This window comes from Mesorhizobium sp. LMG17149 (assembly GCF_024518695.1).
Lineage (GTDB): Bacteria > Pseudomonadota > Alphaproteobacteria > Rhizobiales > Rhizobiaceae > Mesorhizobium.
The window spans coordinates 319,515-339,700 of the sequence record NZ_JANIFL010000001.1; the positions used below are offsets into that span (position 1 = coordinate 319,515).

Below are 20,186 nucleotides of genomic sequence, written 5' to 3' on the forward strand. Positions count from 1 at the left end.
TCTCATATCGCGCCGATCGCGCAAGAGCCGGCAGAGCCATGCGGCGCCGGCATCCGCTCAGGCGCGCGGCACCGTCTCCATCGGGAAAATCATCACCGCGCCTTTCGGGCCGCTCTTGTCGGCAAGCCGCATAACCGAGCGGGTTGCCGGCGCCATGCCGAGATCGGTCAGCATGTCGGAGAAGCCGGCGGAGCCCATTCCGCGTGTCGCCGAGGCGACGCCGTCCTGCGCCAGGAAACTCAGATCCTGCTTCTCGCTCCCCGGCGGCGCCTCGGTCAAAACCGCGATCATCCGCTCCATGCCGAAACTGGTGTCGGTGAAAGCCAGTAGCCCCTCTTCGAGCATGGCTTGCGGGGCGAGGCGTTCGGCAACGATATGGGTGATCGAATAGTCGCTGCCGACATAGAGCACATTGATGTCGACCAGCAGATCCGAGCCGTTCTTGGCCAGCACATGCACTTCGTCGCCCGGCGACACGCGCGGCACCACCGAAGCCTGCAGCGGTTCGAGGCCATCCTTGTCGCGACGTTTGACCTGAAACTGGACGTCGACGTCCTCGGGCTTGTAGTCCGAGGCCGCCGCCAGCCGCGAAAGCCCGGTGGCGCGGAAGATGGTGCGCAGGTTCCTGGCCGTTGCATCGGCCAGCTTCTGGCGGTCGTGAATGATGATCAGCGGCGGTTTGCCGCCCTCCTTCAGGCTCACGTCGCCCGATGCCGGCAGGAACCACAGCGCCGGCTTGTCTGTCGCATCCTTGGGGGCACCGGGAACAGCATTCTCGCGCATCACCGCGAGGCGGAGGTCGGCGCTCTTGCCGGGCTCGACCAGCTCGATGTTGAAGCCGTTCTCCCTGGCTATGGCCAGTTCGTCGAGAACCGAATTGACCAGAGCGGTTTCCTTCTCAAGTCCCTTGGCTATGGCCGGCCGCGCCAACACCAGCTTGTAGTCGACGGCGATCTCCGCCACCCGCGCATAGGCGTTGGCGGGAATGTCGGCGACTTTGAGCGCCGGCTTCTTGTCGAACTCGACCGGCTTGACGCGGCTTTCCAGGTTTTTTGCCGACTGCACTTTCAAAAATCCGACAGCGTCGGACAGCGGCGATAACGCCGACGGCAGGATGGCGAGCTTGCTGCCGGGGGTGAGGCGATGCAGCAGCCCGGCGCCGATCGTCGCTTCGCCGTCCTTGATGACGACAGGCCACTGCATGACTGCATCGGTCTTGTCGGTGCCGAAGACGCGGGCATCCAGTTCGCCCTCGAACAGCGGTGTCGGCCGGGTGCGGCTGTCGGCCGAATATTGCTGCAGCACGGCCTGGCCGAGTTGGCGATAGGTGACGTTGGGATTCTCGGCCAGTTTGGACAGGATGGTGAAGGTGAACAGGCCCAAGCGCGGCGCATCCGCGATGCCCTTGGGCAACGGCATCTCGGGCGTCGTCTCCACCGTCTGCGCGGCATAGAAGGCGACCAGCTTGCCCTTGGTGATCGGTTCGCCACCGGTCGGCGTCAGGGTGAAGGCGGGCTTGCGCGTGCCATTGTCGTCGATGCCGCGCGAGCCAGCGACCGAAATCACCTCGTCATAGGCCTTGATCGCGGCAGCCCGCTCGGCCTCGTTGCCGCCGACCAGGTCGGCGAACTCGACCTTGCGCTCCAGCTCGTCATCGACCTCGACGGCGCGTGTCGCGGTTCCGGAATGGCAGCAGTCGAACACAACCCATACGAAAGCACCCTTGTCGCGGATGGCGTCGAGTGCCGCGCCGATTTCGTTGTCGATCAGCGCATTGGGCACGCCGGCATCGCGGTTGATCCATTTGCCGATATCGACGGGCAGGAAGATCTCGTCGAGCCCGTCGGTCTCGTCGCCCTTGACCATCTGCGGCTGCTGGGCGCCGTGACCGGACAGATGCAGGTAGACGAAATGGTCGCGCTGGACCTTGGCAGCAAGGTCGTCCAATGCAGCCTTGATCGCCGCATGGGTCGGCAGGCCACTGGCGCCGGGGACATCCTTGGCGAGCAGCGTGACGTTTTCCGGCGCGAAGCGCACGGGGTCGGGCACATTCTTCAGGAGATAGTCGCGGACGAGGGCTGCATCGTTCTTCGGCCCGACAAGCCAGTTCCTCTGCGGCAGGTTGGGATATTCGGTGCAGGCGACCAGCAGCGCATGGTAGGTGCGCGATGCGGCCATGGTCCGGAACGATACCATGCCGGCCATGGTCAAGGCGGACGTGCCGACCAGCAGCGTCCGCCGCGTCAATTTGATCATGATTGCTTCCCCAAGCCCGACCGAATTTCCAAGCGCGGCAATCCTTGCCGAAGATATTGTCAGTATTTTGAACGTCACATCGCAGAGCAACCTGCCTGTTGCCCCGCTCCGATCGATGTTCTCGACCGCCTCGCGGGCAGAATGCTGGAAACAGTAGCAAAAATGCCTGTTCGTCGCTATCTGGATGGGACATGGATCGTTGTGCGCGGCACAAGCGACGCAAGGCGAGTTGGAAACAGGATCATGGCGGCAAGGGATGTGCTGACGAAGAACCAGCTGTGCGTGCTCGAGAAACTCGAGACCGCCAGCGGACCGCTCAGTGCCTACACCTTGCTCGACCAATTGCGCGAGCGCGGTTTTCGCGCGCCGCTCCAAGTCTATCGCGCGCTCGATACGCTGGTGAAGTCAGGTTTCGTGCATCGGCTCGAAAGCATCAACTCCTTCGTCGCCTGCGCCGAGCCGCACGACCACAGCCATTCGATGACCGCCTTCGCGATCTGCGACACATGCGGGCAGGTCACCGAAATGTCCGACCACGATGTCGGCCACCAGTTGGACGAATGGGTGCGCTCCACCGGCTTCGCCGCCAAGAAGGCGGTGATCGAGTTTCGCGGGACGTGTGCCAAGTGCCTGGCCGAAGCGGCCTAAGGCCCATCGCTTCGTCATCCTAGGGCGAAGCAGGAGCGAAGCGACGTCGCGGAGACCCTAGGATCCATGCCGTGACATGAGAATGTCGCGGCGGCCCAGATTTAAGGATACTTGGCGCAGCCTCGGAAGCGTCTTCATTTTGCACCGTTGCATCCAAGGCTAATGTAACGGCATGGATCCTAGGGTCTGCGCTCCGCTTCGCGTCGCTCCGCCCTAGGATGACGACGACGGCTAATGCGCCTCGTCCCAGTTGTTCGCCGCCCGCGCGTCGACATGCAGCGGCACCGACATCGAGACCGCCGGCATCGCCGCGTTCTCCATGACGTGACGCACGACCGGGATCGTTGCCTCGACTTCCGCCTCGACTGTCTCGAAGATCAGTTCGTCATGCACCTGCAGCAGCATGCGTGCCGAAAGGCCTGCTTTTTCTAGCGCCTCCTCCATGCGGATCATGGCGCGGCGGATGATGTCGGCGGCGGTGCCTTGCAGGCGGGCGTTGATCGAGGCGCGTTCGTTGAAGGCGCGGAGCGAGGGATTGGACGATCTTATGTCGGGGTAATGGATGCGGCGGCCGAAGATCGTTTCGACAAAGCCGTGCTCGCGGGCATAGGCCTTGGTCTCCTCGATATAGTCTCGGATGCCGGGGAAGCGCTCGAAATATTTCTTGATGTAGTTGCCTGCCTCCTCGCGCGGGATCGACAGCTGGTTGGCGAGACCGAAGGCCGAGATGCCGTAGATGATGCCGAAATTGATCGCCTTGGCGCGGCGGCGGACTTCCGAAGGCATGCCTTCGACCGGCACGTTGAACATCTCCGACGCGGTGATGGCATGGATGTCGGCGCCGTCGGCGAAAGCCTGCCGCAATTGCGGGATTTCGGCGACATGGGCGAGCACCCGCAGCTCGATCTGGCTGTAATCGGCCGAGACCAGGCGGTGGCTCTTGTCGGTGATGAAGGCGGTCCTGATCTTGCGGCCTTCGGCGGTGCGAACCGGGATGTTCTGCAGGTTCGGGTCGGAGGACGACAGCCGGCCCGTCGTCGTCGCGGCCAGCGCGTAGGACGTGTGGACGCGCTTGGTGTCGGGGTGGATGAAGCCCGGCAGCGCATCGGTATAGGTCGATTTCAGCTTGGTCAGCTGGCGCCAGTCGACGATCTTGCGCGGCAGTTCGTGGCCTTCGGCAGCGAGATCTTCGAGAAGCTGCGCCGAGGTCGACCACTGGCCGGTCTTGGTCTTGGAACCGCCGGGCAGGCCCATGCGCCCGAACAGGATGTCGCCGAGCTGCTTTGGCGAGCCGATGTTGATGCGTTCGCCGATGAGCTGGTAGATTTCCTCTTCAAGGCGAGCGGCGCCCTGGGCCAGTTCGCCGGAGAGCCGCGACAGGATCTGCCGGTCGACCGAGATGCCGCGCTGTTCCATGCGCGCCAGCACCGGCACCAGCGGCCGCTCCAACCGCTCATAGACAGACACCAGGCCCTTGGCGGCAAGCCGCGGTTTCAGCACCAGCCAGAGCCGAAGCGTCACATCGGCGTCCTCAGCGGCATGAGCCGTCGCCTTGTCGATGTCGACCTGATCGAAACCGACGGAGCTTTTGCCCGAGCCGGTCACATCCTTGAGTTGGAGAGGGGTATGACCGAGCCACTTTTCGGCAAGCGCATCCATGCCATGACCATGGGGCGTGCCGGCATCGAGCACGTAGGAGATCAGCATGGTGTCGTCGAATGGCGCGACATCGATGCCGTAGCGGCTCATGATGACAAGATCGTATTTCAGATTCTGCGCCACCTTGAGAACCGATCGGTCTTCGAGCAGCGGTTTCAGCACGGCCAGCGCCTCGCGCAGCGGAATCTGGTTTTCGAGCGCGCCACCACCGAGCAGGTCGCCATTGCCGCTCATGTGGGCAAAAGGAATGTAGGCGGCGCGGCCGGGCGCTGTGGCGATGGCCATGCCGATGAGTTCGGCCTGCATCGGATCAGCCGATGTTGCCCGGACATCGAAGGCGGCGATGCCCGCCTCCCGTGCCTCGGCCACCCAGGCTTTCAGGGTCGAGACATCGCGAATGCAATGATAGGCAGAAATATCGATCTTGCCGGTGGCCGCGCGCTCCAGCCGCAGTGCCGCGAGCAGGGAAGGGGTATCGCCTTGTTTTGACGTCTCCGCCGTCCCCCCGGCTTGGTCCGGTTCAGTGCCGGACGCGTTTCGGGCAACCGGCGGCAACCCGGCCCCGACATCTGGGCCATGAGCATGATCGGCGCGTTCGACGGTGACCGCGACGGCCTGGACGTCGCCGGCCTCGGTGCTGGTCGCTTCCGCCACACGGCGGGTCAGTGACGTGAATTCCATGGTCTTGAGGAAACCGATCAGCTTCGGGCCGTCCGGCGCGTGCAGGACGAAATCCTCCAGTCCCTCGGTCACCGGCACATCGTTCATCAGCGTCACCAACTGACGAGAAATGCGCGCCTTGTCGGCATTGGCGATGATCGATTCGCGCCTCTTGTCCTGCTTGATCTCGCCGGCCCGGGCCAGCAGCGTGTCGAGGTCACCGAACTGTTCGAGCAGTTGCGCCGCCGTCTTCGGCCCTATGCCGGGCACACCAGGCACATTGTCGACCGAATCGCCGGTCAGCGCCTGCAGGTCGACCATCTTCTGCGGCGGCACGCCCCATTTTTCTATGACTTCCGGAATGCCGATCTGGCGGTCCTTCATCGGGTCGTACATGGCGACCGTATCGCCAACCAGCTGCATCAGGTCCTTGTCGGAGGAGATGATGGTGGTATCGCCGCCGGCTTCGCAGGCAAGCCTCGCATAGGTGGCGATCAGATCGTCGGCCTCGTAGCCTTCGATCTCGACGCAGGGCAGGTTGAACGCCCTGGTCGCCTGGCGGATCAGGCCGAATTGCGGGATCAGATCTTCCGGCGGTGCCGAGCGGTTGGCCTTGTATTCGGGGTAGAGGTCGTTGCGGAAGGTTTTCGACGAATAGTCGAAAATGACGGCGAAATGCGTTGGCACAATGCCTACATCGGTGTTGCGGGCGTCGAGCATCAGCTTCCACAGCATGTTGCAGAAGCCGGAAACGGCGCCCACCGGCAGGCCGTCGGATTTGCGGGTCAGCGGCGGCAGCGCGTGATAGGCACGGAAGATGTAGCCGGAGCCGTCGACAAGGAAGAGATGATCGCCTTTTTTCATGCCGGCAGGGATAGCGCGGCGCGGCGGCTTGGTCCATGCCAAAGGCAGCGTCGACTATCGGTTCCGGCAACACCCTGACAGATCGCCGTCACCCTGCTCACGCCTATGTTACAAAACTGTAATTTTCGTGCCCTTGAATCGCCACGTTCAGAGACCCAAATACACGTCATCGGCAGTTTTCGCCGAGTCCGGAGCAAGGCCCGTCCCCCGCCTATCCCGGACACCTGCGGCAGCCTATCCCCCCTCTCCGGGCTGCCGCATCGCTTCGAGTAGAAGGCCGCCGTGGTTCCCCCTCCACCACGGCGGTCTTTTTTATCCCAGACAGACGTTTGCAGCCCGTGGTCCAATGATCGCGGGCTTTTCGTTTTCCTGTCCTGCCTTTACGGTTCGGGTTCTGAATCGAAAGGCTTCACATATGTCCGCAATTTCCCCCGTCCTCGACCGTCTCGACAACAATCTCGACCAGAGCCTCGAGCGTCTGTTCGGCTTGCTCAGGATCAAGTCGATCTCCACCGATCCGGCCTTTGCCGCCGATTGCCGCAAGGCGGCGGAATGGCTGGTGGCCGAACTCAAGCTGATCGGCTTCGACGCCAGCGTTCGCGACACACCAGGCCACCCGATGGTGGTTGCGCACCATGACGGCCCGGCCGGTTCGCCGCATGTGCTGTTCTACGGCCATTATGACGTTCAGCCGGTCGATCCGATCGAATTATGGGAAAGCGATCCGTTCGCGCCTGCTGTCAAGGAGGTCGGGCCGGATCACAAGGTGATCACCGGACGCGGGTCGGCCGACGACAAGGGCCAGTTGATGACCTTCGTCGAGGCTTGCCGCGCCTGGAAACAGGTGCACGGCAATCTGCCTTGCCGCATCACCATCCTGTTCGAGGGCGAGGAAGAATCCGGCTCACCGTCGTTGAAGCCGTTCCTCGAAGCCAATGCCGACGAACTCAAGGCCGATTTCGCGCTGGTTTGCGATACCGGCATGTGGGACCGCGACACGCCGTCGATCTGCGTGGGATTGCGCGGGCTGGTCGGCGAGGAGATCACGGTGAAGGCGGCCGATCGCGACCTGCATTCCGGCCTCTATGGCGGTGCCGCCGCCAATCCGATCGGCATCCTGGCCAAGGTGTTGGCCGATATCCACGACAAGGACGGCCATATCACCATCCCCGGCTTCTATGACGGCGTCGAGGAAACACCGTCGCAGATCCTGAAATCATGGGAGACGCTCGGCGAGACGGCCGAGACGTTCCTGGGACCGGTCGGCCTGTCGATCCCGTCGGGCGAAAAGGGCCGCTCGGTGCTGGAGTTGACCTGGGCGCGGCCGACAGCCGAGTTCAACGGCATCATCGGCGGCTATACCGGCAAGGGCTTCAAGACGGTGATCGCGGCGGAAGCCTCGGCGAAGGTGTCGTTTCGCCTTGTCCACAAGCAGGATCCCAAGAAAATTCGCGCTGCGTTCCAGAAATTCGTCCAGGAGCGGATTCCGGCCGACTGTTCGGTCGAATTCCATCCGCATGGCGGCTCGCCGGCAATCCAGCTTTCCTACGACTCGCCCTTCCTCGCCAAGGCCAAGAATGCGCTGTCCGACGAATGGCCGAAGCCGGCGGTGACGACGGGCAGCGGCGGCTCCATTCCGGTTGTCGGCGATTTCCAGACCTATCTCGGTATGGAATCGCTGCTGGTCGGGTTCGGCCTCGACGACGACCGCATCCACTCGCCCAACGAGAAATACGAGCTCAGCTCCTTCCACAAGGGCCAGCGCTCCTGGGCGCGGATTCTCGATGCCTTGACGCGCTGAGCGGCGGAAACTCCTGTTTTCCTGTTGATTTTTCAGCGGATCGCGGCGAGGACGGGCCACAAGACAAAGCGCTGCAGCGTCCCTTGCGGGTCAGGGGACACTGTAGGCTCGACCGGAGAAGACAATGGCCGATATCCGTTTCCATAAAAACGACCTGCCCGACCTCTCGCACTACAATGTCGGGGCAGTGGCCATCGACACCGAGACGCTCGGGCTCAATCCGCATCGTGACCGGCTGTGCGTGGTGCAGATTTCGCCCGGCGACGGCACGGCCGACGTCATCCAGATCGCGCCTGGCCAGAAGAAGGCGCCGAACCTCGTCAGCCTGCTGCGGAACCGTGGCGTGACCAAGCTGTTCCACTACGGACGCTTCGATCTTGCCGTGCTCTACAATGCGTTCGGCGTGATGCCGGAGCCGGTGTTCTGCACCAAGATCGCCTCGCGGCTGACCCGCACCTACACCGACCGCCACGGGCTGAAGGACATCTGCTTCGAGCTTCTCGGCGTCGGCCTGTCCAAGGCGCAGCAATCGTCGGACTGGGCGGCCGAGACGCTGTCGCCCGAACAGCTCGAATATGCCGCTTCCGACGTGCTCTATCTGCACCGTTTGCGCGATGTGCTCGCCGGACGCCTGGCGCGCGATGGGCGGACCAAGGAGGCCGATGCCTGCTTCCGCTTCCTGCCGACGCGTGCCAAGCTTGACCTGATGGGCTGGGACGAAGAGGATATCTTTGCCCACAGCTGACGGTCGTCCGGCCAGCACATCGCGCAGCCGGTACCGGCTGGAACCGGATGCGGGCTGCGGCGTTCTTTCGGCTTAGTTTTGTCGGTGCAATTGGGGGATGATGACATGGCGGACAGAAAGCCGATTGTGACCGCGCCGACAGACGGCTCCAAGGTCTCCGTCACGTGGAAGGATAGCGACGGCGTGATCAACGAATCCATCGCGCAATATCGCGACGACGGCTGGTGGGTCTATATCGACAGTCACACGCAAAAGAAGGTCGAGCCGACCAGCTGGCGCCCTGCCGCAAGCGACGATGACGACGAGAGCAGTTCACCGTTTCACGGAAACGGCGAGCTGCTCTAACTCTTTGTTTTGACGCAATTTTGGACGGAAAACCGCTTTACACTTTTCCTAGAATTGCTCTAGTGATGGCGCCGCTGGTGAGGCTGGTCGCTTTCGAATAGCCTGAAGCCGTTGATATCGAGGCCGATTCGGAGCTTTCCGTTCCGCCGTCGCCCTCTTGCTCGGAGGAACTCTCTATGGGTGTCGAAAGCCTGCTCGTCTTCATCATCATCGGTGCCATCGCCGGCTGGCTCGCCGGTCTTATCGTTTCCGGTTTCGGCTTCGGCCTTATCGGCAACATCATCGTCGGCATCGTCGGCGCGTTCATCGCCGGCTGGCTGTTTCCGAGGATCGGATTTTCCATCGGCGGCGGCACTCTCGCCGCGATCATCCATGCCACCATCGGCGCCATCATCCTGCTGGTGCTGGTCAAGGTCCTGAAACGAGCCTGAGGCTCGACAACGCAAAGAGCGCGCCATGAAACAGAATACGCTCTATCTCGTCATTGGCGCGCTCGTCGTCGTGGTCATTGCCCTCGGCATCTACGTCTATCGCGAGCAGACCAAACCCAAGGGCGTCGAACTCAAGATCGACGACAAGGGCATTTCGATCCAGCAGAACTGAGCCGTCGAACGGCACATGCAGGAGCACGACATGGTGGCTTCTGACGCTCCGGAAGACGTCGATCAGCCCAGAATTACCGTTGCGGAATGGGAGAGGCTGAACAGGCCGCCAAGACGCGAGGCGCTGCTGCGCTATCATTGGCGGGTGTTTCGCTTCCTGAGGACATCCGCGCCGGTCAGCGAATTGCAGGGGCGAGAGCAGGCTTTCCGCGATACGATCATAGCCACCGTAGCCTTCAACCGGCCCGAAATGATCGAATGGCAAATCCACCTGGTACGCAGATACCTGGCCGAGCACGAAAGCTACATCGTTTTCGACAACAGCAACAAGGACGATGCAAGGGAAGCGATCCGCGATCTCTGCCGTCGCCAGCATGTCCCCTATGTGGCATTGCCGAAGAACAGGCTGGTCGTCAGCAGATCGCACGGTCAAGCGCTCAACTGGATCGTGCGGAATTTCTTGCCTGGGTTCGGGCCGAAGCTTTTCGGCTTCATCGATCATGACATCTTTCCAACTGAACCATTTTCGATCCGCGACCGAATGGAGGGCAAGAGCCTATACGGCAGCGTGCGGCGCGATACGCCGACACCAGGCGGCTGGTTCTTGTGGCCCGGCTTCTGTTTTTTCGATGGAAGCCTGTTGCGGCGGCGGCTGGATTTCGCCCCGAGCTACAAGTTTCATATGGATTCCGGCGGCGGCAACTGGCCGGTGCTCTACAGGTCGATGGACCCGGCGATGGTTCGGTTCGCTGAAAACAAATCGCTTCGCTTCGGCGCGGGACATGACCCATCCGAGGATTTTTTCATGGTGGTCGATGGCTGGCTGCATGTGACGAACGCCTCCAACTGGAGACGACAGCAGGTTGACAGGGGCGAACACATTCTCGCGCTGTTGCGGCAAGCCGGCGGTCCTGACCAGCCGGATGTGAAGTTCGAGCCCATCTGAAATCAGGTCTGAGGCGGGTGGTGTTGACAGAAGACGCTGAGGGGCCTGTTGCATTGCGGCCTGAAATCCAGGGGCTGCGTGGCATTGCCGTTGCCCTGGTGGTGGTTTTCCACATCTGGCCCGCGGTTCTTCCTGGCGGGTATGTCGGGGTCGATGTGTTCTTCGTCATCTCGGGCTATCTCATCACCGGTCTGCTTGCCCGCATGGCGTTGCGCGACGGCCGCATCTCGCTGATGGCCTTTTATTCGCGGCGAGTGCGGCGACTGCTGCCGACTGCGATCCTAGCCCTTCTTGCCACGCTCGCAGGAACGCTGGTCTTCCTGTCCATGGCACGTTGGGAAGAGACGGCAATCCAGGTCTCTGCCAGTGCGCTCTATGTGCAGAACTGGCGGCTTGCCTGGCAGGCGGTCGACTATCTCGGCGCCGAGGAGGCGGCGAGCCCGGTGCAACATTACTGGTCTCTATCGATCGAGGAGCAGTTCTATATCGTCTGGCCATTGCTGATGGTGGCAGGCCTTTGGCTGGCGCGCCGTCTCGGGCGGCCAGCGAAAGACGTATTCCTCGTGGGGCTGACCGCGGTTTTTGCCGGATCGCTGATCAGCTCGGTTGTCATCACCCGGAGCGATCCGGCCGCCGCTTATTTCGTAACCCACACCCGTCTGTGGGAGCTGGCGCTCGGTGGCCTGCTGGCGCTGACGGTCCATCGGTTCAGGGCAGGGCTGCCATTGCGCGCCGCAATGGCGATGACCGGTATTGGCGCCATCGGGTTTTCAGCGCTTTTCTTTTCCGCCTCGACGTCATTTCCTGGCGCTCTTGCGTTGCTGCCGACCTTGGGAACGGTGCTCATCATTGCCGCCGGCGGCATCAAACTAGGCCGGTTTCGCGGACTTGACGCCAGCATCCTTTGCTATGTCGGCGACCGGTCGTATTCGATCTACCTCTGGCATTGGCCGCTGGTTGTTTTCTATTCGGCGCATCGCCCCGCCGCCGGGCTCCTTGCAGGTGTCGTGCTGATCGCCCTGACGCTGGCAATCTCGGATCTTTCCTACCGATATGTCGAACAGCGCTACCGGCAGCCGCGGTCGGATACGGAACGGAAACCTCTGGCCTATGCCACTGCCGCCGTTGCCGTCTGCGTGATGGTGTCGGGTGGGCTCGGCTATGCGCTCGACAGGAAAGACGTCGATATCAGCCTGATCGGGACACCGAATTATCCAGGGCCGGCAGCGCTTCTTGCCAACGCTTCGGTTCCGCGCGACGTGCAACTGCTGCCATCCCTCGGCAAACTCAGGCGTGACGTACCGATCGTCTATCGACTGAAATGCCATCAGGAGCAGGACAGCACGCAAGCTGTGGGCTGCCAGCTCGGCGATCCCCAGGGAACCAGGACCATTGTCGTCGCAGGCGATTCACACGCAGCACAATGGATCCCTGCCATCGACAAGATTGCCAGGGACCGCAAGTGGAAATTGGTCACCTTCACCAAGGCTGCATGCCCTTTCACCCTTGCCGCTGTGACGGATGACGGTAAGCCGTATGAGGCCTGCGCAACATGGCGCGACAACGTTCTCGCCGAGATCAGGAAATTGCGGCCAGACCTGATGTTCACCAGCCAGTCTCGCTATTCCGACACACCGGAGCCGGCAATGATCGACGGTTTGCGCAGCATCTGGAGCGACTTGAACAGTGCCGGCGTGCGCATTATCGCCATTCGGAACACGCCTTTCGTCAAGTTCGATCCCGGTGATTGTCTGGCCGCCGATCCCGACAAATGCGTCAACGCGCGACAGGAGGTGGAGACGAGTGATGTCTTCGCCCTCGCCGCGGGGACATTGCCGGGGGTCCGTGTCGTTGACATGAACGATGCCTTATGTGGCAAGGACAGCTGTTCGGCCGTGGTCGGCAACATCATCGTCTGGCGCGACCATCACCATATGACGGCCACCTATGCGCTGGCGCTGGCGCCCTATCTGGCGAAGGCGGCGGGTCTCTAGCGAGATATCAAGGCGTAGCGGCTTTTTCGCATCGACATCGTTGACCAACCCCCAGGCCGGCATTCGAACACGACTTAACCCGCCCTTAAATCGCCGCATCTACTCTTCAACCCGAACGCCTTAGGCATCGGGGATATCAAGCACAGCGCATGGCGAACCGCAGAGACAGCCGCATCGAACCCAGTTTCGAGGGGCCGCCGCAGGCGCGGTCCTCGGCGGGTCTTTCGGTGAACGAGGAGGATCGCGTCGTGCCGAGCAATCGCAAAGCCTCCGCAAAACGCAAGCCGGCCAAAGGGAAATCGTCGCGGGCCAAGCGCGGCAGAAGCCGGCGCGGCCTGTTCGGTGTGCTCGGCCGGCTGTTCTACTGGTGCTTTGTGTTCGCCATCTGGGGCGGCATCGCGGTGGCCGGCATCGTGGTCTACTATGGCGCCAAGATGCCGGCGGCGACGACCTGGTCGATTCCCGACCGCGCCCCCAACATCAAGATCGTCTCGGCAGATGGCCAATTGCTCGCCAATCGCGGCATGAGCGGCGGCGAGGCCGTCGGCCTGCATGAGATGTCGCCCTATATCCCGGAAGCCGTCATCGCCATCGAGGACCGGCGCTTCTACTCGCATTTCGGCATCGACCCGATCGGTCTGTCGCGCGCCATGGTCACCAACGTGCTGGGCGGGCGTTTCTCGCAGGGCGGTTCGACGCTGACCCAGCAATTGGCGAAGAACCTGTTCCTGACACCCGACCGCACGCTGGAACGCAAGGTGCAGGAAGTGCTGCTGGCGCTGTGGCTGGAGCACAAGCACACCAAGGACCAGATCCTCGAAATGTACCTGAATCGGGTGTATTTCGGTTCCGGCGCCTATGGCGTCGAGGCCGCCTCGCGCCGCTATTTCGGCAAGAGCGCGCGCGACGTCACCCTGTCGGAAGCCGCATTGCTTGCCGGCCTGTTGAAGGCGCCGTCGCGGCTGTCCCCGGCACGCGATCCGAAGGCCGCCGAGGAACGCTCGCAACTGGTGCTTGCCGCCATGCGTGACGAGGGAAAGATCAGCGCCAAGGAAATGACCTCGGCGATGAGCGCGCCGGCAACGCGCGCGCCGTCCTACTGGACCGGCTCGGAGAATTATGTCGCCGACACCATCATGGAGGAATTGCCCGACCTGATCGGCGACGTGCGCGGCGACATCGTCATCGACAGCACCGTCGACCTGAACCTGCAAAAGCTCGCCGAACAGTCGATCCGCAGACTGATCGACGAGAGCGGCAAGAAGCTCAACGTCACCCAGGGCGCGCTGGTGTCGATCGACGATTCCGGTGCGGTGCGTGCCATGGTCGGCGGCTACGACTATTCGACCAGCCAGTTCGACCGTGCTTCGGAGGCACGTCGCCAGCCGGGCTCGGCGTTCAAGCCGTTCGTCTATATGGCCGCGCTCGAAGCCGGTCGCACGCCCGACAGCATCCGCAACGATGCGCCGATCAAGATCGGCAATTGGACACCCGACAATTACGGCGGCAAGTATTTCGGCAAGGTGACGCTGGCCACCGCGCTGGCCAAGTCGCTGAACTCGGTGGCGGCGCAACTGACCATGGAGGTCGGGCCGAACGCGGTTGTCGAGGCGGCGCACCGCATGGGCATCCAGTCCGACCTGATAGCCAACACCTCGATCGCGCTCGGCACTTCGGAAGTGACGCCGCTGGAGCTGACCTCGGCCTATGTCCCCTTTGCCAATGGCGGTTACAAGCCGGACATCCATTTCATCCGGCGCGTGACGACCACCGAGGGCAAGGTGCTTTACGACAGCGGCGGCGGCAGCGCGCCGCGCGTCGTCAAGCCCGAGATCGTCGGCATGATGAACTCGATGATGACGGGCACGGTTGAGATCGGCACTGCCCGGAAAGCGGCTTTCGCCTGGCCATCGGCCGGCAAGACCGGCACCAGTCAAAATTCGCGCGACGCCTGGTTCGTCGGCTACACCGCCAACCTCACCACCGGTGTATGGTTCGGCAATGATGATGGCAGCGCGATGAAGAAGGTCACCGGCGGCGCACTGCCGGCGCAGGCCTGGCACGAGTTCATGGTTGCGGCCCACGAAGGTGTGCCGGTGCGGCCGCTGCCTGGCACCTGGAAATCGACGCCGGCCGACACAATCGTCCCCGACGAGATACCCTCGGCGAACAACACGGCGCCGGTTCCGTCGACGTCGGTCGGTCAGCAGGCACCGGCGCGGCCAGCAGCGCCGGTTGCCCAAGCGCCCGTCCGCGCGGCCCGTCCCGCCCAAACCGTCGATGCCGACGGCCCCTCCATGCCGGAGGATGACGGCGCCACCGCGTCGGTCAAACATCCGGTGCCGCCAGGCGACGTCGGCGGTCCGCGCAAGAAGCGGCAGACCTCGATCCTCGACCTCCTTGGCGGCTGATCCGATCCGCTAATTCCGTGGCTTGGCGCTGCCCAACTTCTTGCTGTCAAAGGTCAGTTTGTCGCTGTGAATCTTGCCATCGCTGATGGTGAGGTGCTTGGCGCAGGAAAGCGCGCCGGACGACTTTGTCATCAAATCATACATCAGCAGCGCCTGATGATCGTCTCCGAAGGCCGCGATCATGCGCACACCGGTCACATCCTGTGATAGTTTGGTCAGGCCCTCGAGATAGGGTTTCTTGCCGGTCGATTGCTGCATCGGCCCATCAAAGACGACGTCGTCGGCGACCAAGGATGCTGCTTTCTCGAGGTCGTGGCTTGTCCACGCCTTGGTGAAGGCGGTGGCTATGTCGAGGGGTGCTGTCTGCGTCATGGCTCTGTCCCGATTGATTTGATCTGAGACCCCGCGCCCTGTCCTGCAACTCCCGAACCAACGGCGAGCCGGCTTCCCGGTTCCTCCTCTGAGGTGAATGGTGACATTCGGCCTCTCGCCACCTCGGCGGCGTTCGGCTACATCTGCCGGCTGGAGACCCTGAGATGACTGAACTCGACACCAGAAAGACCATCGTGCTGACCGGCGCCAGCCGCGGCATCGGCCACGCCACCGTCAAGCGTTTTTCGCGCGAGGGCTGGCGGGTCATCACCTGCTCCAGGCAGGCCTTCGCCGAGGATTGCCCGTGGCCGGCCGGGCCGGAAGACCACATCAAGGTCGATCTCGCCGATCAGGAGGATGTCGGCATCGCCGTCTCCGAAATCCGCCACCGGCTGGAAGCGCATGGCGGCCAGTTGCATGCGCTGGTCAACAATGCCGGCATTTCGCCGAAGCTCAAGGACGGCAACAGCCGCATGGATTCGATCGACACGCCGATGCATGTCTGGCGCGACGTGTTCCAGGTCAATTTCTTCGCGCCGATCATGCTGGCGCGCGGCCTGTTCAAGGAACTGGCGGCGGCCAAGGGCTCGATCGTCAACGTAACCTCGATCGCCGGAACCCGCGTGCATCCCTTTGCCGGCACGGCCTACGCCACATCGAAGGCGGCACTCGGCTCGCTGACGCGCGAGATGGCACATGATTTCGGCCCGCACGGCATCCGCGTCAATGCCATTGCGCCCGGCGAGATCGACACCGCGATCCTGTCGCCGGGCACTGACAAGATCGTCGAGACCATCCCTCTCAGGCGCCTTGGCACCACGGCCGAAGTCGCCGACATCATCTTCTTCCTGTGTTCGCAGCAGGCGTCCTATGTGACGGGCTCGGAAATTCACATCAATGGCGGCCAGCACGTGTGACATAACAGGATGCTCATCCTGTTATGGTGAGAACGGCCTTGCCGCTGAAGCTGCGCTGTCGTAGTGCGTCCAGCGCTTGGGCGATGTCTGTCCATGGCACGGTCAAGGCCACGCGTGTTTCGAGCCGGCCGGCCGCGACCAGAGCGAGTAGCGAGGCGATGTCCTCGCCAATGCCTGGACCGGACGTGTAGTACGCGAAAGTCTGAAGTTTTGCCCCCTCATGATCCGGAACGAACTGGCGGAACCCGACAGGCGTCAGTTCGCCGCTGCTCGAACCGAACATGACGATGGTCCCGCCAGGGGCGACGCGTTCGATCGCGCATGCGAGGCTTTGGCCGCCAACCGACTCGGTGATCAGCGAGAACGGTCCCTCGGCCAGATCGATCGCTTCGACAACCTGCCTGGCTCCGAGGCCGCGGAGATCCTCAGCGTGCCGGGCGGCGGCGACAGCGGTCACGAATCCGCCCTGATGGCGGGCGAGCTGGATCTGGAAACGACCGACCGCACCGCTTGCGCCGGTGATCAAGACCTGCTGGCCGGCGAGGTCCCCGCCATGGCGTAGAGTCCTCAGCGCCGTCGTACCGGCGACAGGAAGCGTGGCTGCGGAAACGAAGCTGACGTCATCCGGCAGGACGGCGAGACGGTCGGTTGGGACTGCGATGCGTTCGGTCCAACCAGCCTCGTCGACCAACGCGACAACCCGGGCGCCGACGGTTGGCCCGGAACCATCGGCTGCTCTTCGTTCGACAATCCCCGCAATGTCCTGGCCGGGTATCCAGCCCTTGGGGCGTATGGCAAGCAGGCGCAGTTCGCCGCGATTCAACGAAGTCGCGTGGACCGAAACAAGCGCTTCATTCGAGGCCGGTTGAGGCTCGGCGACGTCGGCGAGCCTCAACCCGGTCGCGCCTTCGGGAGAGATGACCAGGGCGAGCATGGCGTACCTTGTTGCTGGCTTGTCGGTGCCAGCTTGCGTTGGAAAGCACGGCAAGCTGAGTACCCACGTAGGTAGCGAGCCATACCGGCGATGGCGCGCAGCATCACGAGATCAACCCTGCGCGAACCGGAGCCTATCGACTTCCGCGGTTAAAGAATTTAGCTATCATGGCGTTTCATCGCTAATAGCAGTCAATCATGAGACGGCCCCTCAGCTACCCCTGGCTTGATCTCGATGTGGATGACCCTTCCGCGTTGGCGATTGCCGTGCGCGTCGACATCCCCGACACCCGAGCGGAAGTCCCCGCCCACCGGCACCGCAAAGGCCAGCTCGTCTTCGCGCTCGGCGGCGGCGTCACATGCCGCGTTCCAAGCGGTCTATGGATGGTGCCGCCGCATTGCGGGGTGTGGATCCCCGGCGGCATGGAGCACAGCAATGTCGCAACCGCCAACGCCCGGATTTTTTTCGTCTACATAGAGCCGGGAGCGGCCGACCTGCCGGAGCGGTGCTGCACGCTTTCGATCTCGCCACTGCTGCGCGAATTGATCATCGAGCTTTCCGATCGGCTGCAGGACGACGAGGCGAGGGGCGAACTCTTGACCAAAATGCTGCTCACCGAATTGCCACGCATGCCTGTCCAGCAATTGCACCTGCCGATCTCATCTGAGCCGCGCTTGAACAGGATCGCCGAGGCGTTGGCGCAAGACCCTGCCGACCGCAGCACGCTGGCGGACTGGGCCAAGCGCATGGCGCTCAGCGAGAGCAGCCTCGCCCGCCTTGTGACAAAGGAGACAGGGCTGAGTTTCGGGCGCTGGCGCCAGCAATTGCACTTGATCGTTGCAATTCGGGAACTGGCGTCCGGCAAGAGTGTCCAGCAAGTCTCGGGCGATCTCGGCTATGGTTCGGTCACGGCCTTCATCACCATGTTCAAGAAGGCGCTTGGGAAGCCGCCGGCCAAATACCTCAGTGGTATCGCGCAAAATGGCGGCTCTGCATTCGTGGCGTAATGCTCACTTGAAAGGCTGGTCGAGCCAATCAGGTTGCCAGCGTGCGAGAATGCAGCTTGGCTTTGGGACTCAGGCCACCGATGGCTCGGCGGTTTCGCGCCTCAACTCCGGTTTGGAACCGAGAACTTCTTCCACAATCCCGCGCGCAATCTCGCGTTCACCCATGATCACCGTATCGGCGCCCAAACCCTTGAGATGTTCGACCTCGGCATCCGAATGGGCCCGGGCGATAACGTTGATACCGGGATTAGCGGCGCGGGCTCGGAGCACGATCTGACCGGCTTCGAAGGCATTGGGGATGGCAAGGATCAGCCGGCTGGCGCCTTCGGGGTTGGCGGCGGCAAACACTTCGGCATTGGCCGCATTGCCGGCGACGGTCTCGATGCTGTCCGCTTTCAGCCTCGCCAGCGTCTTGTCGGCGTCCTCGATGACCAGGAAGGGCAGTGCCGCGTCTTTCAACGCCGAGCCGACCAGGCCACCGACACGGCCGTAGCCGATCAGGATGGCATGGCCTGTGAGTGCCGTCTTGGGCGGCGGCCCGTCCTCCCTTTTCGCCGTTGCCGCGACAGAGGCCACCTGGCCCGGCTCCGTCGCCGGACCAACCGGTTTTGCTTCGACCGGCGGTGCCGTCCTGGCGGCGCGCCGTTCCAGCCACGGCTTCATCCAGTCGATGGCCAGGAACATCAGCGGGTTGAGGACGATCGACAGGATGGCGCCGGCCAGAATGAGGTCGCGACCTTGTTCGGGCAACAGTTTCAGCCCGACGCCGAGCTCGGCCAGGATGAAGGAGAATTCGCCGATCTGGGCAAGGCTTGCCGAAATCATCAATGCGGTGGCCAGGGGATAGCCGAAGGCAACGACGATGACGAACGCCGCCAGCGATTTGCCGATGACGATGATGGCCAGCGTCGCCAGGATCGGCCAGCCATTGCTGATCAGGCTGAACGGGTCGAACAGCATGCCGACCGAGACGAAGAACAACACGGAAAAGGCATCGCGCAGTGGCAAGGATTCTTCGGCGGCACGGTGACTGAGTTCGGATTCGCTCATGATCATGCCGGCGAAGAATGCGCCCAGCGCCAGTGAGACCCCAAACAGTTTGGCCGCGCCAAAGGCGACGCCGAGCGCTATGGCAAGCACCGCCAGCCGGAAGAGCTCGCGCGAGCCGGTGTGGGCGACATAGTGCAGGATCCAGGGGATGACCCGGCGGCCGACCACCAGCATGACGACGACGAAGGCGGCGACCTTGGCCAGCGTGATGCCGACGACGCCCCAGATGCCGTAGCTGGCCGGCAGCGACAGCAGCCCGCTTGCATGGGCGTCGGTCTGCTCCTGGCCGCCGAGCACGCCGGCCAGCGCCGGCAGCAGCACCAGCGCCAGCACCATGGCCAGGTCCTCGACGATCAGCCAGCCGACAGCGATGCGGCCGCGCTCGGTCTCGATCATCCGCCGCTCTTGCAGAGCGCGCAGCAGCACGACCGTCGAGGCGACCGATAGTGCCAGGCCGAACACCAGTCCCGCGCCCATCGACCAGCCGAGCATCCACGACAACCCGGCACCGAGTGCGGTGGCAAAGCCGATCTGGACGACGGCGCCCGGCACGGCTATGGCGCGCACCGACAGAAGATCCTTCAATGAGAAGTGCAACCCGACGCCGAACATCAGGAGGATGACGCCGATTTCGGCCAGTTCGTTGGCAAGGCCGGCATCGGCGACGAAGCCAGGCGTGTTCGGCCCGACCAGCACGCCGGCTACGAGATAACCGACCAGCGGCGGGATACGGAAGCGGTTGGCGAGAGCCCCGAAGACGAAAGCCAGCCCCAGACCGGCGACGATGGTGGCGATAAGGGGCGTGTCATGCGGCATTGTCTATGGAGCGCCTTTCAAAAACAGCGATGTTGGATGAGCGCCGCCCAAAGCCGCCGCCTGTTTTGCAATATGGTGGATGGTATGTCGGCGATGCAACCCGCGAATCCGTGAAATCGACGGCGCTGCCGCAAAAATTTGACCGGCAGCTGAGAAGCT

Annotated in this window: 16 protein-coding genes; 11 read left to right on the top strand and 5 right to left on the bottom strand. The window is 62.9% G+C overall.

Annotated features, from left to right (window positions below; genetic code table 11):
* Nucleotides 1–57 precede the first annotated feature (57 nt).
* Entirely contained in the window at nt 58–2,256 is a 2,199-nt protein-coding gene (locus NP945_RS01500) for a caspase family protein (RefSeq protein ID WP_256745393.1), read from the bottom strand.
* Between the two features lie 243 nt (nt 2,257–2,499).
* On the opposite strand from NP945_RS01500, the gene NP945_RS01505 reads away from it, so the two are divergent.
* Entirely contained in the window at nt 2,500–2,904 is a 405-nt protein-coding gene (locus NP945_RS01505; protein WP_109658718.1) for a Fur family transcriptional regulator, read from the top strand.
* Between the two features lie 231 nt (nt 2,905–3,135).
* Here the strand turns inward: NP945_RS01505 and polA are convergent, their stop codons facing one another.
* Entirely contained in the window at nt 3,136–6,087 is a 2,952-nt protein-coding gene (gene polA, locus NP945_RS01510) for a DNA polymerase I (protein WP_256745566.1), read from the bottom strand.
* Nucleotides 6,088–6,502: 415 nt separating this feature from the next.
* Here polA and NP945_RS01515 point away from each other — a divergent pair, with 415 nt between their 5' ends.
* From NP945_RS01515 to NP945_RS01550, 8 genes are all read left to right on the top strand, one after another.
* Nucleotides 6,503–7,888 (top strand): M20/M25/M40 family metallo-hydrolase, encoded by a 1,386-nt coding sequence (locus tag NP945_RS01515; protein WP_256745394.1) that lies wholly within the window; start codon nt 6,503–6,505, stop codon nt 7,886–7,888.
* Between the two features lie 124 nt (nt 7,889–8,012).
* Entirely contained in the window at nt 8,013–8,633 is a 621-nt protein-coding gene (locus NP945_RS01520) for a ribonuclease D (RefSeq protein WP_095084743.1), read from the top strand.
* 105 nt (nt 8,634–8,738) lie between these two features.
* Nucleotides 8,739–8,978 carry a hypothetical protein gene (locus NP945_RS01525; RefSeq protein ID WP_256745395.1) on the top strand — a complete coding sequence of 80 codons (240 nt, stop codon included), beginning with the start codon at nt 8,739–8,741 and terminating at the stop codon, nt 8,976–8,978.
* Between the two features lie 176 nt (nt 8,979–9,154).
* Nucleotides 9,155–9,409 (top strand): GlsB/YeaQ/YmgE family stress response membrane protein, encoded by a 255-nt coding sequence (locus NP945_RS01530; RefSeq protein WP_013529551.1) that lies wholly within the window; start codon nt 9,155–9,157, stop codon nt 9,407–9,409.
* 25 nt (nt 9,410–9,434) lie between these two features.
* Entirely contained in the window at nt 9,435–9,581 is a 147-nt protein-coding gene (locus tag NP945_RS01535; RefSeq protein ID WP_013529552.1) for a hypothetical protein, read from the top strand.
* Between the two features lie 30 nt (nt 9,582–9,611).
* A complete protein-coding gene (locus NP945_RS01540) occupies nt 9,612–10,526 on the top strand; it encodes a hypothetical protein (RefSeq protein WP_256745396.1) in 915 nt (304 codons plus the stop codon).
* 23 nt (nt 10,527–10,549) lie between these two features.
* The gene (locus NP945_RS01545; protein ID WP_256745397.1) at nt 10,550–12,520 is read left to right on the top strand and encodes an acyltransferase family protein; all 1,971 of its coding nucleotides are present in this window, start codon (nt 10,550–10,552) and stop codon (nt 12,518–12,520) included.
* A gap of 149 nt (nt 12,521–12,669) precedes the next feature.
* Nucleotides 12,670–14,931 carry a transglycosylase domain-containing protein gene (locus NP945_RS01550; protein ID WP_127328260.1) on the top strand — a complete coding sequence of 754 codons (2,262 nt, stop codon included), beginning with the start codon at nt 12,670–12,672 and terminating at the stop codon, nt 14,929–14,931.
* Nucleotides 14,932–14,940: 9 nt separating this feature from the next.
* Here NP945_RS01550 and NP945_RS01555 read toward each other — a convergent pair whose 3' ends face one another.
* Complete coding sequence (locus tag NP945_RS01555; RefSeq protein ID WP_027037737.1) at nt 14,941–15,303, bottom strand: nuclear transport factor 2 family protein; 363 nt, start codon at nt 15,301–15,303, stop codon at nt 14,941–14,943.
* Nucleotides 15,304–15,467: 164 nt separating this feature from the next.
* Here NP945_RS01555 and NP945_RS01560 point away from each other — a divergent pair, with 164 nt between their 5' ends.
* Complete coding sequence (locus NP945_RS01560) at nt 15,468–16,220, top strand: SDR family NAD(P)-dependent oxidoreductase (protein WP_023812510.1); 753 nt, start codon at nt 15,468–15,470, stop codon at nt 16,218–16,220.
* A 13-nt stretch (nt 16,221–16,233) separates the two neighbouring features.
* Here the strand turns inward: NP945_RS01560 and NP945_RS01565 are convergent, their stop codons facing one another.
* On the bottom strand, nt 16,234–17,154 hold the full coding sequence (locus NP945_RS01565; protein ID WP_127328264.1) for a zinc-binding dehydrogenase: 921 nt from the start codon (nt 17,152–17,154) through the stop codon (nt 16,234–16,236).
* Nucleotides 17,155–17,351: 197 nt separating this feature from the next.
* On the opposite strand from NP945_RS01565, the gene NP945_RS01570 reads away from it, so the two are divergent.
* The gene (locus NP945_RS01570) at nt 17,352–18,161 is read left to right on the top strand and encodes a helix-turn-helix domain-containing protein (RefSeq protein ID WP_127271895.1); all 810 of its coding nucleotides are present in this window, start codon (nt 17,352–17,354) and stop codon (nt 18,159–18,161) included.
* A gap of 69 nt (nt 18,162–18,230) precedes the next feature.
* Here NP945_RS01570 and ybaL read toward each other — a convergent pair whose 3' ends face one another.
* Nucleotides 18,231–20,027 (bottom strand): YbaL family putative K(+) efflux transporter, encoded by a 1,797-nt coding sequence (gene ybaL / locus NP945_RS01575; RefSeq protein WP_256745398.1) that lies wholly within the window; start codon nt 20,025–20,027, stop codon nt 18,231–18,233.
* Nucleotides 20,028–20,186: the final 159 nt, after the last annotated feature.